Genomic DNA, 14,461 nt, shown 5'->3' with positions numbered 1-14,461 from the left:
CTCACGGCGTCCACCAGGGGCGCAGCGGGGTGTTCGGGAGCCGCCGGTCGTCGAGCTTGGTCGCCAGCACGTGGTGCAGTTCGACGACGCCGCGCTCGAAACCGATCCGGCATCCGGCCATGTACAGGCCCCACTGCCGGGCGGTGCCCTCGCCCACCTCGGCGACGGCGGCATCCCAGTTCCGCACCAGGTGGGCGTTCCAGTCGCGCAGGGTCATGGCGTAGTGCTCGCGCAGGTTCTCCTCGTGCAGCACCTCCATCCCGGGGACGTCCTGCAGCTTGGCGACGACGGTGCCCGCACCGGTGAGCTCCCCGTCGGGGAACACGTAGCGGTCGATGAACGGCCCCGCCTTGGCCCGGGTCCGATTGTCCGGGCGTGTGATGCAGTGGTTCAGGAAGAGCCCGCCCGGACGCAGCGTGTCGTGGATGAAACCGAAGTACGCGGGGTAGTTGGCGACGCCGATGTGCTCGGTGAGGCCGATGGAGCTCACCGCGTCGAACCCGGATTCGGTCACGTCCCGGTAGTCGCTGTGCCGGACCTCGCCGAACCCGTCCAGGCCCTCGTCGACGATCGCCCGCTGCGCCCACTCCGCCTGCTCCTTCGAGAGGGTCACCCCCAGGGCGTGCACACCGCGTCGTGCGGCGTAGCGGACCATGCCGCCCCAGCCGCAGCCGATGTCGAGCAGGCGGTCGCCCGGCTTCAACGCCAGCTTCTCGAAGATCAGCCGGTACTTGTTCTCCTGCGCCTCCTCCAGGGTCGCCTCCCGGTCCGGGTAGACGGCGCAGGTGTAGGTCATCGCGGGCCCGAGCACCAGTTCGTAGAAGCGGTTGGAGACGTCGTAGTGGTAGCCGATCGCCTCCGCGTCACGACCGCGACTGTGCCGCAGCCCCTCGGTGAACCGTCGCCAGCGGGGCAGCGCCTCCTGCGGCGGCGGCGCGATCGGCTTGAAGTGCTCGACGCCGAGGTGCTTGGCCACGGTCGCCATGGTGAGCGGGCTCGGCTTGTGGAAGTTCAGGTCGTCGGCCAGCGCCCGGATGTTCCCGTAGGGGTCGCCCGGGTGGCCGCCGATCAGTTCCAGGTCACCCGAGACGTAGGCGCGGGCCAGGCCCAGGTCTCCCGGCGCGGTCACCAGATACGTCGTGCCGCGAGGGGTCTTCAGGTTCAGCCCGAACTCGGCGTCCTCGGGGCCGGCGCTGCTGCCGTCGTACGCGGTGAACCGGAAGTCGGGTTCCCGTCCGAGGAGCATCTCGAAGATCTCTGCCAGGGTCATGCGCGCTTGACCGCCTTCTCGTAGAGGCTCAGCAGCCTGCCGCGCGGGTCGTACCTCTGCTTCAGCGCGCGGTAGGCCTCCGAGCCGTACAGTTCGTCGAACTCGTCCTCCGGGTAGAACGATTCGGAGTAGAGGGACTTGTGGCCGCCGAGCTCGCTCACCTTGAGCTCGATGCGACGGTTGGTGTGGCCGGGACGGCCCGGCGTCACCGGCACCGCGGACCAGAATCCGACGTTGGTGTACGCGCGGCCGGGTCTGAGCGGGTACAGCGGCCACGGACGTTCCGGGTCGGCGTGGGGAGGGCCGGGTTCGGCGAGTTTCAGCGGGCACAGCCAGATCGGTTCGATCGGGATCTCGTCGAGGAACCAGTCGACGAACTCGGCGGTGCGCTCGATCGGCACCTCGACGTCCTGCACCACGCGTTCGCCGGGCGGCTGCCCCCTGCGGGCGTTGAGCCGGTCGCCGATGTTCCAGCGCTGGTCGTAGCCGATCAGCTTCCAGTAGAAACTCGATCGCAGGTATCTGCGCGGCCAGAACCGTCGGACCTTCGGGTTCTGCGCGCCGAACGCGCGGGAGCACCAGAACCAGTCGGTGTCCCAGCGCCACAGGTAGTCCCGGACGGTCAGTCGGTCCCGCTTGGGCTCGTCGACGTCGTCGTGCCGGAGGGAACGGTAGAAGATCCGGTCGCCGGTGTAGTCGCTGACCGGCCCCGGCTCGTCGGTCTGCCGACCCAGCACCAGGTAGCACTCGTCCCGCGTGAACACGACGCCGTCGAGGTGGTCGACGCGTTCGCCTCGGTACTCGCGGTCGGCGACGATCGAGATCATCTCGGTCTGCAGGTCCCGGATCGACCGGAACCGCACGTGCCGCAGCTCCACGAAGGGCGGCACCCGCTCCAGCTCGATCTCCAGCCGCACCGCGTAACCCAGCGTCCCGTAGGTGTTGGGGAAGCCGAAGTACAGGTCGGCGTGCTCGCCGTCGGGGCGGGCGACCACCAGTTCACCGGCCCCGGTGAGGACCTCCATCTCGCGCACCGACTCGTGCGGGAGCCCGTTGCGGAACGACGTCGACTCGATCCCGAGTCCGGTCACCGCGCCGCCGAGCGTGATGGTCTTGAGCTGCGGGACCACCGGGGGGACGAGCCCGTGGGGGAGGGTGGCGTCGACCAGGTCCTCGTAGGTGCACATCCCGGCGACCTGCGCGGTGGCGTTCTCCGGATCGATCGAGATCACCCGGTCCAGGCCGGAGACGTCCAGGCCCGGCGCCGGGTTGTCGGCGCGCTTACGGAACAGGTTCGACGTCTTCTTCGCGAGTCGGACGCCCGCGCCCTCGGGAATCGCGCGGTAGCTCGCCAGGAGGCGATCCACCCCCTGCTGGAAGGCTTTCCTGCCGTACACGAGTCGCGTCGAAGGCACGTTTCCAACACTAACCCCGAAATCGGTACCGTGTAGGTCGCCCCTGACCGAGGGGCCTCGACCATTGCAAGGAGTCCTCCGTGGGCCAGGTTTCCGCCACTTCCGCCATCGACATCGACGCCGCACCCGAGGTGGTGCTGGCCGCGCTCGCCGACTACCAGACGGTGCGCCCGGCGATCCTCCCCGCCAACTACCGGGACTTCGCCTACAACGACGACGGCACCGTCCACTGGATCCTGCAGGCCACCGAGAAGCGGCAGCGCGACGTGCTCGCCGACGTGGCGGTGACCGCCGACTCGGTCACCGAGACCGACCGGAACTCGTCGATGGTCACCGTCTACCGGGTCGGGTCGGCCGGTGCCGGCGCCCGGGTCGAGGTGACCACCTCGTGGCAGGGTGCCGGCGGGATCGGCGGCTTCTTCGAGAAGACCTTCGCCCCCAAGGGCCTGAGCCGGATCCAGGCCGAGCTGCTCGGCAACCTCAAGACCCGCCTGGAGGTCGGGGCCTGAGTCGCCGGGGGCGCCGCCGCGTCAAACCGCTCCCGCTGCGCGACGGGGTGGACGCCACCCGCGTGGTGCTGCGCCCCGAACTCTTCGCGGCGCCGCCCACCGTCGCCGAGGCGCTCCTCGCCGCACCGTCGTCGGCCGGTGTGACGGCCGCCGAACTGGCGAGACAGCATGCGGAGGGGCTCGTGGTGGACGTCGACGGGAACCCGGTCGACCTGTCCGCCACCGTCCTCAGGGCCGTGCCGGTCTACCTCTACCGGGACCTTCCGGAGGAGTTCGACGTGCCCTTCGAAATGGAGATCCTGCACGTCGACGAGAGCCTCGTGGTGGTGGACAAACCGCACTTCCTGGCCACCATGCCGCGTGGCCGGCACGTCACGCAGACCGCGCTGGTCCGGCTCCGGCGTCTGCTGGACAGCCCGGACCTGGCCCCCGCCCACCGCTTGGACCGCCTCACCGCGGGGGTGCTGCTGTTCACCCGCCGCCCGGCCGAACGGGCGGCCTACCAGCGGCTCTTCGCCGAGCGGCTGGCGCGCAAGGAGTACCGCGCGATCGCCCCGCTGCCGACGGCGACGTCCGGAGCGGATACCCTTACGCTCCCTGAGCTCGTCGAAGGGGTCCGCGTCGAGAACCGGATCGTGAAGACCGCGGGCGACCTGCGCGCCCTGGTCGTCGACGGCCCGGCCAACGCGGTCAGCGACGTCACGCTCGAACGGGTCCGCCCGGACGGTCTGGGGGAGTACCGCCTGGTGCCGCACACCGGGCGGACCCACCAGCTGCGCCTGCACATGGCCGGTCTCGGCGTGCCCATCCTGGACGATCCGCTGTATCCGGAGGTGGACGCCGACCTCGCGGCCGCACCCGACCGCGGCGACTTCTCCCGTCCGCTCCGCCTGATCGCGTCGAGTCTGGCTTTCGCCGACCCGATCACCGGCGCGGAACGTCGTTTCGAGAGCCGCCGGACCTGACGGTCCGATCGGGGCGTTCCGGGCGGGGTAAGTTCGCTCGCATGGCGATCATCGCTTCTCACGAACACCACGACGACCTCGGCTGTGAGGCCGTCGTGTTCCTCGACACCGAGTCCGACGCCTGCTTCCAGCTGCAGCGGGACCTGCCGGGCGGCGGCCACGACCACGAGCACTGCGTCACCACCGGCGCCAGCGCGCCGGTGTACGGCGGGGTCCTCCAGTGGCGGCGGGTGGGCGACCGCTTCGAGTTCGCCCTCGACCGACGGGCCACCGCGCTGTTCGCCGCGGAGGTCCTCTCCTTCGAGGTGACCCCGGCCGACGGACAGAGCGTCGACTCGTTGGCCGAGCACGTCGAGCGGCTCCTGTCGTAGGCAGCGGCTACCCTGAGCACCGTGACTGATGCATTCGATCCCAGTGCTCTCTTCGGCGGCGGTGCCGGCGGCGACAACCCGATGGCCGGACTCCTCGCGCAGGCGCAGGAGATGCAGACCCGGCTGATGGCCGCGCAAGAGGAGATCGCGGCCGCGATCGTGACCGGCTCGGCGGGCAACGGACTCGTGACCGTCACGGGCAACGGCACCGGTGAGGTGACCGGCGTGACCATCTCCCCGGACGTCGTCGACCCCGACGACGTCGAGACCTTGCAGGACCTCGTCATCGGCGCACTCGCCGACCTCGCGGAGCGGCGCGAGGCGCTCGCCAACGAGAAGATGGGACCGCTGGCCGGTGGCCTGGGCGGCCCCGGCGGTCTGCCCGGCCTGGGCTGACGGCTCTGCAGGCGTCGAACGAGTACGAGGACGACAGATGTACGAGGGGCCCATCCAGGTGCTCATCGACCAGCTCGCGAAACTGCCCGGGCTGGGGCCGAAGGGCGCCCAGCGCATCGCGTTCGCGTTGCTCGCCGGTGACAAAGCCGAGATCGACCGGCTGGTGACGGCGCTCGGCGACGTCCGGGACAACGTCAACTTCTGCGCCGAATGCGGCAACGTGGCAGCCGAGCGCCTGTGCCGGATCTGCTCCGATGCACGTCGTGACGCCACCAAGATCTGCGTGGTGGAGGAACCGAAGGACATCTACGCGATCGAGCGGACCAAGGAGTTCGGCGGGCGCTATCACGTGCTCGGCGGCGCACTCGATCCGCTCTCGGGCATCGGCCCGGACCAGCTCCGGATCCGCGAACTGCTCCAGCGGCTGGCGAACCAGGAGGACGGCGTCGACGTCACCGAGATCATCATCGCCACCGACCCGAACACCGAGGGTGAGGCGACGGCCACCTACCTGCTGCGCATGCTCAAGGACTTCCCGGGTCTGTCGATGACGCGGCTGGCCTCCGGTCTGCCGATGGGCAGCGATCTGGAGTTCGCCGACGAACTCACGCTCGGCCGGGCGCTGTCCGGTCGTCGGGCCCTGGCCTGAGGTTCAGCGCACCGTGATGACCTGCGACGATCCCGCCACGGAGCCGATCCCCGGTCTGACCGAGGCGGCCCGGGCGGCGATCGAGTCGAACGGGTTCCGCAACGGGATCCTCGCGATCGACGGGCCCTCGGGTTCCGGCAAGAGCAGTTTCGCCGACGCGCTGGTCGCCCGACTCGCCGAACTCGGGCGGCCGCCGCTGCTGATCCGCACCGACGACTACGCCACCTGGGACCGGCCCGCCTCCTGGTGGCCGGAGCTCGAACGCGATGTGCTGACCCCGTTCTCGCTGGGGCACGACATCGCCTACCGGCCGCGGGTCTGGCATTGCGGCGAGGCCACGGTGGGGCCGGTGCGTCGTCGTGCCTGGTCGCCGCTGCTGATCCTGGAAGGGGTGACGTCGGCGCGTCGGGTGCTCGCCGACCGGGTGGACCACGCGTTCTGGATCGACGGGCCGAGCGCCCCGGAACGACTGGAACGCACCGTGACCCGCGACGGCGAGGCGCAGCGTCCCCTGCTGGCGGCCTGGCAGCGATTCGAATCCGGCTGGTTCGCCGTCGACGGGACCCGAGCCCGGTGCGACGTGATCGACTTCGGCGAGGGCGAGAACCCCCTGTGACGTATCCGCCGCCTCCCGGTCACGGACAGCAGTTCCCGCCGCACACCCCTCCGCCGCATCTTCCGCCGCCGCCCCGTTCGTCTCCGCCGTCCAAGGGCCTGGCCGGGCTCTCCACCACGGTGCTGGCGGTGGTCGCCGTCGTGCTCGCGGTGGGCGTCGTGGCCATGGCGGTCGCGGTGTTCGGCGGATCGTCGAACGACGACGAGACGTCGAACCGGACCGCGCCGGTCCCCGGCGCCCCGGTCGAGGCCGGCGGCCCGATCCCGCCCGGAGCCACCGAGATCGGCACCGTCAAGAACCCGCAGTACGGTTCGCCGGTCGCGGTGTTCACCACCGCCGACGGGAACATCGGATGCGGGATCGACGACGACGGTCTGCGATGCCGGGTGTCGAGCTACGACCGGGACAAGCCGCTCGGGGTGGACCGCACCGGCGGCGCGATCGACACGCTCACGATCGAGAACGGCGCCGCCGACATCTCCTACCACGGCAGCGACGTCCCGCCGTGGGCCGACCGCGCGTTCGGCGCCTCGGACCGCATGGTGCCGCAGGTCGTCTCACCGGGGCAGACGGTGTTCTACAAGACGTACGTCTGTCATTCCGGAGAAGCGGGTCTGACCTGCTGGGACAGTGCGACCCGGGCGGGTGCGCTGGTGACTCGGGACCGGACCGACACCTTCGTCGCCGAACCGCAGGAGACGACCGCCGAGCAGGCGAACGACGACGAGAAGAAGTGCAGCGGGCTCACCGGTGAGCAGGCCGTCGTCCAGAATGTGGGAAAGGTGCCGGCGTTCAAGGGCTGGCCGTGGTCCACGGAGTACGCCATGGTCGAGAACTACGACCAGTGCCTGCCGCTGTCGGCGATCGTGCTGCCGATCGAGGGCGGCACGGCGTCGTCGCCGTATCAGGTCATGCTGTTCCACCACGGCGAGTACATCGGGACCGCGACGGAACGGGCGCACGGCTTCGCCCCGGAGGTGGCCCGGGTCGACGACACGACGATCGCCGTCACCTGGACCTGGCCGCGGGCCGGGGAGTCCAGTGCCGGCGCGACCGGCAAGAGCCGGGCGCAGTTCCGCTGGGACGACGCCTCGGGCGAGGTCGTGATGACCGGCGAGGAGCCGTCCGGCACGTGAGACCCGGCGCCGCAGGGGGCGGTGGTCGAGAAGGGGGCGACTTGCGGAATTCGGTGGGAGCCCGTCGGTCGCCTCGGGCGGTAGTTTCAGCCCATGACCTTCCCCACGCGCCTCCTGGCGCCCCTCGCGCTCGCCTCGGTGATCGTTCTCGCCGGCTGTTCGTCGTCCACGGACATCGCCTCACCGGAGAGCTCTTCGCCGCACTGGTCGTACGGCGGGAAGGGCGGTCCGGAGCACTGGGACGACCTGTCGCCGTCCTTCGGTGACTGCGACGACGTGGAGCGGCAGTCGCCGATCGACCTGCCTGCTCAGGTTCCGGCGTCGACCGCGCACACCGTCGTCGCCCTGAAGGCCGCGGCGGAGGGCGCCGCGACCGACACCGGCCACTCCGAGGAGTTCGCACCGGATCAGCCGGTCACCACCGTCACGGTCGACGGCGCCGAATACGTGATGAAGCAGATGCACTTCCACACTCCGTCCGAGCACACGATCGCCGGTCGGCCCGCGGCCGCGGAGTTCCACTTCGTGCACGAGACCGCCGAGGGCAGCCGCCTGGTCCTCGCCGTGTTGGCGCAGCAGGGCGCCCCGGTGCATGGCATGGACCAGTTCCTCGACGCGGTGGACGCGCACGAGAAGAAGCCGGTGGCCCTGAACTTCGGTGAGTGGCTGCCCGCCGCCGGCGACTACTACGCCTACGAGGGCAGTCTCACCACCCCGCCGTGCACGGAGCACGTGAAGTGGATGGTGTTGAGCACCCCGGTCACGCTGTCCGCGAACCAGCTCGGCCGACTCGAAGCGTTGCACGGCGCCAACGCCCGCCCGGTGAATCCGGTGGGCGACCGCCGGATCACCGGCGGCAGAGTCGAGATCGAACGTCGCTGACCGGCACGGCGAGAACGATCGGCGCAGGTCGGCGGCGGGTCCCGCCGACGTGCGATGTCAGCGGGCGGCGGCGAGCCGTTCCCTGCGGAGCCGGTCGATCTCCGGGAGATCCAGCGGTGCGAGCTTCTGCCCGGTGGCCTTCTCCAGCAGATGGTCGGCGAGCTCGGGGTTCCGGGCCAGCAGCGGACCGTGCATGTACGTGCCGATCACACTGCCCTGCACGACGCCCTCGACCTTGTCGGCGGTGCCGTTGCCGACGCCGTGCCGCACCTTCGCCAGCGGGGTGGCGTCGGCGCCGAGCGTGGTGATGCCGCGGTGGTTCTCGAAACCGGACAGCGGCTGCGTCAGGCCGTCGAGCAGCGGGTCGGTGACCAGTTCCCCGATGGACCGGGCGGGGCCGGGGGAGGTGGTCAGGTCGAACATGCCGATGCCGTCGACCTTCTCCCCGGCGGCGGTCCGATACCAGTGGCCGAGCACCTGGATGGCGGCGCAGATCGCCAGGACCGGACGGCCGGCCTCGGCGGCGCGCTGCATCCCGGGATGTTCGGTGAGGTGACGCGTCGCCAGGCGCTGGGCGAAGTCCTCCGCACCTCCGAGGGTGTAGACGTCGAGGGAGTCGGGGACGTCGTCGTCGAGCGTGATGGAGACGATCTCGGCGTCCAGGCCGCGCATCCGGGCGCGTTGGCGCAGGACCAGGGCGTTGCCGCCGTCGCCGTAGGTGCCCATCACGTCGGGCAGCACCAGGCCGATCCGCAGGGTCGATTCGCTCATCGGGCGTCTCCGTCCGTCGGGTGGGGGGCTTCGACACGGGCTCCTTCGTCGCCCGGCTCAGCCGGCGGGGCGGCCGCTTCGTCGCCGGAGGCGGGGGAGTCGGGGGCTGCTTCGGCGGGGGAGGCGGTCTCGACTTCGCTCGACCGTCGAGAGACGGTCGACGGGGCGGAGGCGGCGACCGGGGCGGAGGCGGCGACCGGGGCGGAGGCGGCGACCGGGGTGGCGCCCGCGCGTTCCAGGGCCGTGCCGAGGTCGCGGAACGCGGTGTAGTTCGCGAGCACCTCCACGCGACCGGGCGGGCACGACGCGATCGCGTCCATCGGATTCGGGACGGTGGTGTGCTCGGCGCCCGCGTACAGCAGGCGCACGCCCAGATCGGCGGCGCGCTCGCCCGCGGCGATCACCTTCATGGTCTCGAAGGCCTCGAACCGGACGTCCCACAGCCAGGAGAGGTCCTCGCCGTCGGGCACCTGGCCGTTCACGGCGATCACCAGACTGTCGGCATCCTGGTCGATCATCGACAGGGCCTCCTGCCAGCCCGCCGGGTTCTTGGCGAGCATCGTGCGGACGGTGTGGCCGCCCAGCCGATACGAGCCGTAGCGGCCGGCCACCTCGCCGACGGTGCCGACGGCGGCCACCGCCGACGCCGGATCGACGCCCATGGCGACCGCCGCGGCGATCGCCTGGGTGGCGTTGCCGCGGTTGGCGCGACCGGGCACGGTGAGCGTCATCGGGGCCTGGAAACCGTCCGGGCCGTAGACGTTCTCGTCGTCGAACCACCACTGCGGCTCCGGGCGGCGGAAGTTCTCGTCGCCGGTGGAGTACCAGCCGCCCTCGCGGCGCACGATCGGCTCGCCGGTGCGCGGGCAGCTGACCGAGTCGCCGACCCAGCCTGCGCCGGCGGCCACCCACACGACGTCGGGGGCGTCGAAGGCGGCGGAGGTCACCAGGACGTCGTCGCAGTTGGCGACGAGCGTGGTGCCCGGATGGCGTTCGATGCCCTCGCGCAGCCTGCGCTCGATGTGGTTGATCTCGCCGACCCGGTCGAGCTGGTCGCGCGAGAGGTTCAACAGCACCAGGACCTGCGGGTCGGTGGCGTCGCTGACGTGCGGCACGTGCAGCTCGTCCACCTCCAGCGCGGCGACCTGCGCCGGGCGGTTCAGCGAGAGCGTCGCGATGATGCCCGCGTCCATGTTGGCGCCGTCGGCCTGGGTGGCGACGTCGCCGAGCGGGGCGAGCGCGGCGGCGGTCATCCGCGTCGTCGTCGACTTCCCGTTGGTGCCGGTGATCAGCACGGTCTTCTTCCCGGCGGCGAGGCGGGACATGATCGCGGGGTCGATCTTCTCCGCGACCAGCCCGCCGATCATCGACCCCTTGCCGCGGCCGGCGGCGCGAGAGGCCCATCGAGCGGACGCGGCTGCGGCCAGAGCGGCCCGGGTACGTAATGGCAGGCGCATGGAGAGAGTCTGTCACAGCCGACCCGGACGCCTGCTGCGGCGGACGACGTTGTGTAGCGTCGGCCACTGTGAGCCGTGCGACATCCATCGACCTGTCCGTCCTCGACCGCGCCCAGCGCGGCCTGTTCAAGACCCTGGGTCTGGTCCCGGCCGCGGTGCTCGGCGTCGGGGCGCGGGTCACCGAGGTGAACTCCGACGGCGAGCGTCTCGCGCCGGAGATGGCCTTGGTCGGCCTGGCGACCGCGAGAGTGCCGGGCAAGGCGCTGACGGGTCCGGCGCCGGAGATCGCCCGCCGGAACCTCGATGCGACCGCGGTCTCGCTGGCGCAGGAGTTCCCGCCGTTCGCGGTGGAGGAGGACCTGACGTTCGACGGTCCCGGCGGCCCCGTCGGCGCCACCCGGTATCGGGCGGCCGAGGGCGTCCCGAAGGGGCTGATCCTGTTCTTCCACGGCGGGGGCTTCGTGGTGGGCAGCCGCGCCAGCCACGATTCGGCGGTGCGCTCGCTGGCGATCGAGTCCGGTGCCGACGTCCTCTCGATCGACTACCGGCTGGCCCCGGAGCACCGGTTCCCGGCCGCCGTCGACGACTGCCTGGCCGCGTGGCGCTTCGCCGTGGAGCAGGCGCCGGGGTGGGGGATCGATCCGGCGTGGATCGTCGTCGCCGGTGATTCGGCGGGCGGCAACCTCGCGACGGTGGTGGCGTCGGAGACCCGTGGCGAGCCGGTGGTCCCGAGGTTCCAGCTGCTGATCTACCCGGTCACCGACATGACCGGGGGCACCGCGTCGCGGGCCGAGTTCGCCGACGGCCACTTCCTCACCCGGGCCGACCTGGACTACTTCACCGAGCACTATCTGAACTCGCCGGCGGACGCCGCCGACCCGAAGGCATCGCCGCTGCTGGCCGACGATCTGCGCGGGCTCCCGCCGGCCTACGTGGTGGTGGCGGGTTTCGATCCGCTGCGCGACGAGGGCATCGCCTACGCCGAGGCGATGCGTTCGGCCGGTGTCCCGGTGACTCTGGAACGCGCGGGTGCGTTGATCCACGGCTTCCTCAACATGGCTCTGATCTCCCCGGACGCCCGCGCCTACCTCGCGCGGATGGGGGCCGCCGTGGCCGACGCGCTCGACTGACGGGCGGAGGCACGACGATGATCGCGCGCCCGGGGGACCAGGCCGCACTGCACCGGGCGAACCTCGCCCGGGTCCTGGAGGCGATCGCCGCCGGGGAGGCGCACCAGGCCGCGATCTCGCGGCACACCGGGCTGTCCCGGGCGACGGTCTCGACCCTCGTCGCCGAACTGGAGGCCGCCGGGCAGGTGGAGACCACCCGGAGCGGGCGCCGCACGCTGGTGCGCCTCGCCCGGCGGCCCGGTTTCGTGCTCGGGGTGGACCACGGGCACCGGCACGTGTCGGTGGCGATCGCCGACCTGGACCGCGAGATCCTGGCGCACTCGCAGACCGCACTCGCCGATCATTCGGCGGCCGACGTCGTCCTGCCGCAGGTCCGGGTGCTGCTCGACGACCTCCTGGCCCTGACCGGGGTCGGCCGCAACGAGATCCTGGCCGCGGCGATCGGCCTGCCCACCCCGATCGAGCGCGGCCGCGGCACCGTCGCCTCGCCGAGCATCCTGCCCGGGTGGGCCGGCCGGGACATCGCCGGGTTCGCCGCGCAGACGCTCGACCTGCCGGTGCGCTGGGTGGTCGACAACGACGCGAATTTCGGGGCGCGTGCCGAGTACCGGGCGCACAGCGCCGCGGGAGCGGTCGTCGACTCGTTGATCTACATCAAGTTCGGGGCCGGGCTGGGGGCGGGCATGGTGCTCGACGGTCGGCTGATGAGCGGGATCAACGGCACCGCCGGGGAGATCGGGCATTCGGTGTTCGACGACGAGGGCCCGCTCTGCCGGTGCGGCAACCGCGGCTGCCTGGAGACCCTGGTGGCCGCGCCCGCGGTGGCCCGGCAGGTGGTGGAGACGCACGGGGAGATCTCCATCGCGGAGGTGGTGGCGCTGGCCGACGGCGGAGACCCCGGGTGTCGTCGGACGCTGGCCGATGCGGGGCGGCAGATGGGCCGCGCCGTCGCGGTGCTGGCGAACCTGGTGAATCCCGATCTGGTGGTGGTCGGCGGCGAGATGGAACAGGCCGCCGACTACGTCCTGCCCGCGATCCGGGAGACCCTGGGCCGCGAGTGCGTGCCGGTCGCCGCCGCGTCGGTGCGCGTGGAGCGGGCCCGGCACGGTCGGCTGACCCAGTTGGTGGGCGCGGTGACCGCGGCCGTCGACGAGGTCTCGCCGGTCTCCACGTTCCGGGCGTGAATCGCGGCGGTCTCGGCGCGGATCACGCCGTGAACGTTCGGGTTCCGAACATTCGAGTGCGTGAACATCACGTTTCGGCTGCTTTTCATTCCGCTATCCGACTTCTCGGACTTAGGGTGATCTAAGTCATATCTCAGCGTCGAAAGGTAGTGCCATGAGCGAGGGCGGTCCGGCTCCGGAAGTCGAATCCATCTACGGAGACGATGACGACGGAGGTGGTAAGGGCGTCATCCGGATCGCCTCGGTCGCAGCCCTGGGCGGCCTGCTGTTCGGCTACGAGACCGCGGTGATCAACGGCGCGACCAGCGCCATCGAACAGGACTTCGACATCAACGCGGCCACGCTCGGTTTCGCCGTCGCCTCGGCGCTGCTCGGCGCCGCGGCCGGTGCGCTGTCGGCGGGCCGGATCTCGGACAAGATCGGTCGCCTGAAGGTGATGAAGATCGCCGCGGTGCTGTTCTTCATCAGCGCGCTGGGCTGCGCCTTCGCCCCGGAGTCGTGGGGCGCCGGCGGTCTGGCCGTCTTCGTCTTCTTCCGCGTCGTCGGCGGCCTGGCGGTCGGCGTCGCGTCGGTGATCGCGCCCGCGTACATCGCGGAGACGTCGCCCGCCAGGCTCCGCGGGCGGCTCGGCTCGCTGCAGCAGCTCGCGATCGTCCTCGGCATCTTCCTGTCGTTCCTGATCAACCAGGCGCTCCGCGGCCTGGCGGAGGACGGCGCCAACAGTCCCCTGTGGTTCGGGCTGGACGCCTGGCGCTGGATGTTCCTGATGATGGCGATCCCGGCGGTGCTCTACGGAGTCCTCTCGTACACCATCCCGGAGTCGCCGCGCTTCCTGATCTCGCAGCAGCGGATGCCCGAGGCCCGCGCGGTCCTCGAACGGCTGCTCGGCGAGCGCAACCTGGAGATCACCCTCGACCGCATCCGCTCGAGCATGGACTCCGAGCACAAGCCGTCGTGGAAGGACCTCAAGAGCCCGGCGGGCAAGATCTACCCGATCGTGTGGATCGGCCTGTTCCTGTCGATCTTCCAGCAGGCGGTCGGCATCAACGTGGTCTTCTACTACTCGAACGTCCTCTGGGAGGCCGCCGGATTCGACGAGAGCCAGGCCTTCCTCACCTCGACCATCACCTCGGTGATCAACATCGTCACCACCCTCGTGGCGATCGCGCTGGTCGATCGCGTCGGCCGCAAGCCGCTGCTCCTGGTCGGTTCGATCGGTATGACGATCACCCTCGCCGTCGTCGCGGTCTGCTTCGGCCAGCTGGCCCCGAAGCTGGATCCGGCGACCGGTGAGCAGGAGTTCAAGGTGCTCTCCGACGGTTCGCACGAGATGCTGCAGACCCTGCCGGGAGCCTGGGGCTGGATCGCCCTGATCGCCGCCAACGGTTTCGTCGTCTTCTTCGGCATGAGCTGGGGTCCGGTGGTCTGGGTGCTGCTCGGCGAGATGTTCCCGAACCGCTTCCGCGGCGCCGCGCTCTCGCTGGCCGCGGCCGGTCAGTGGGCGGCCAACTGGACGATCACCATGACCTTCCCGGCGATCAAGGACTTCAGCCTGGTCTTCGGCTACTTCATGTACGCCGCGTTCGCGCTGCTCTCGTTCCTGTTCGTCTTCAAGTTCGTGCCCGAGACCAAGGGCAAGACCCTGGAGGAGATGGACGCCCTCGCCGGCGTCGGATCCGACGAACCCGCCGCCGAGCAGGCGCGGTGATC

14 protein-coding genes and 1 pseudogene are annotated in these 14,461 nt (G+C 70.9%); 11 read left to right on the top strand and 4 right to left on the bottom strand.

What is annotated here, in order from left to right; genetic code table 11:
• Window position 1: 1 nt before the first annotated feature.
• Together QM809_RS03095 and QM809_RS03090 are read right to left on the bottom strand one after the other, a co-directional pair.
• Complete coding sequence (locus tag QM809_RS03095) at window positions 2–1,270, bottom strand: class I SAM-dependent methyltransferase (protein WP_415044367.1); 1,269 nt, start codon at window positions 1,268–1,270, stop codon at window positions 2–4.
• Entirely contained in the window at window positions 1,267–2,685 is a 1,419-nt protein-coding gene (locus tag QM809_RS03090; protein ID WP_415044366.1) for an FAD-binding oxidoreductase, read from the bottom strand. Before QM809_RS03090 ends, QM809_RS03095 begins: the two co-directional genes overlap by 4 nt.
• A gap of 80 nt (window positions 2,686–2,765) precedes the next feature.
• On the opposite strand from QM809_RS03090, the gene QM809_RS03085 reads away from it, so the two are divergent.
• From QM809_RS03085 to QM809_RS03050, 8 genes are all read left to right on the top strand, one after another.
• Complete coding sequence (locus QM809_RS03085) at window positions 2,766–3,194, top strand: SRPBCC family protein (protein WP_415044365.1); 429 nt, start codon at window positions 2,766–2,768, stop codon at window positions 3,192–3,194.
• A gap of 47 nt (window positions 3,195–3,241) precedes the next feature.
• Entirely contained in the window at window positions 3,242–4,159 is a 918-nt protein-coding gene (locus QM809_RS03080) for a pseudouridine synthase (RefSeq protein ID WP_415044364.1), read from the top strand.
• Window positions 4,160–4,200: 41 nt separating this feature from the next.
• Window positions 4,201–4,530 carry a hypothetical protein gene (locus QM809_RS03075; RefSeq protein WP_415044363.1) on the top strand — a complete coding sequence of 110 codons (330 nt, stop codon included), beginning with the start codon at window positions 4,201–4,203 and terminating at the stop codon, window positions 4,528–4,530.
• Between the two features lie 21 nt (window positions 4,531–4,551).
• The gene (locus tag QM809_RS03070; RefSeq protein WP_415044362.1) at window positions 4,552–4,926 is read left to right on the top strand and encodes a YbaB/EbfC family nucleoid-associated protein; all 375 of its coding nucleotides are present in this window, start codon (window positions 4,552–4,554) and stop codon (window positions 4,924–4,926) included.
• Window positions 4,927–4,963: 37 nt separating this feature from the next.
• Complete coding sequence (gene recR, locus QM809_RS03065) at window positions 4,964–5,575, top strand: recombination mediator RecR (protein WP_415044361.1); 612 nt, start codon at window positions 4,964–4,966, stop codon at window positions 5,573–5,575.
• Between the two features lie 16 nt (window positions 5,576–5,591).
• Window positions 5,592–6,191 carry a uridine kinase family protein gene (locus tag QM809_RS03060; RefSeq protein ID WP_415044360.1) on the top strand — a complete coding sequence of 200 codons (600 nt, stop codon included), beginning with the start codon at window positions 5,592–5,594 and terminating at the stop codon, window positions 6,189–6,191.
• A complete protein-coding gene (locus QM809_RS03055; RefSeq protein WP_415044359.1) occupies window positions 6,188–7,327 on the top strand; it encodes an LppP/LprE family lipoprotein in 1,140 nt (379 codons plus the stop codon). The genes QM809_RS03060 and QM809_RS03055 overlap by 4 nt, the downstream gene beginning before the upstream one ends.
• A gap of 93 nt (window positions 7,328–7,420) precedes the next feature.
• Entirely contained in the window at window positions 7,421–8,209 is a 789-nt protein-coding gene (locus QM809_RS03050) for a carbonic anhydrase (protein WP_415044358.1), read from the top strand.
• A 57-nt stretch (window positions 8,210–8,266) separates the two neighbouring features.
• Here the strand turns inward: QM809_RS03050 and QM809_RS03045 are convergent, their stop codons facing one another.
• Window positions 8,267–8,980 (bottom strand): type 1 glutamine amidotransferase, encoded by a 714-nt coding sequence (locus tag QM809_RS03045; protein WP_415044357.1) that lies wholly within the window; start codon window positions 8,978–8,980, stop codon window positions 8,267–8,269.
• Between the two features lie 227 nt (window positions 8,981–9,207).
• Window positions 9,208–10,437 (bottom strand): annotated as a pseudogene (locus QM809_RS03040) (MurT ligase domain-containing protein); the annotation flags it as partial.
• Between the two features lie 68 nt (window positions 10,438–10,505).
• On the opposite strand from QM809_RS03040, the gene QM809_RS03035 reads away from it, so the two are divergent.
• The 3 genes from QM809_RS03035 to QM809_RS03025 all read left to right on the top strand — a co-directional run bounded on the left by QM809_RS03035 (window position 10,506) and on the right by QM809_RS03025 (window position 14,459).
• Complete coding sequence (locus QM809_RS03035) at window positions 10,506–11,567, top strand: alpha/beta hydrolase (protein ID WP_415044356.1); 1,062 nt, start codon at window positions 10,506–10,508, stop codon at window positions 11,565–11,567.
• Window positions 11,568–11,584: 17 nt separating this feature from the next.
• A complete protein-coding gene (locus tag QM809_RS03030; protein WP_415044355.1) occupies window positions 11,585–12,751 on the top strand; it encodes an ROK family transcriptional regulator in 1,167 nt (388 codons plus the stop codon).
• Between the two features lie 154 nt (window positions 12,752–12,905).
• On the top strand, window positions 12,906–14,459 hold the full coding sequence (locus QM809_RS03025; RefSeq protein WP_415044354.1) for a sugar porter family MFS transporter: 1,554 nt from the start codon (window positions 12,906–12,908) through the stop codon (window positions 14,457–14,459).
• The last annotated feature ends 2 nt before the right edge of the window (window positions 14,460–14,461 follow it).

Origin of the sequence: Gordonia sp. (in: high G+C Gram-positive bacteria) (assembly GCF_047600385.1) — a bacterium.
In the GTDB taxonomy this organism is placed as follows: domain Bacteria; phylum Actinomycetota; class Actinomycetes; order Mycobacteriales; family Mycobacteriaceae; genus Gordonia.
This window is presented reverse-complemented; position numbering and strand designations above follow the sequence as displayed.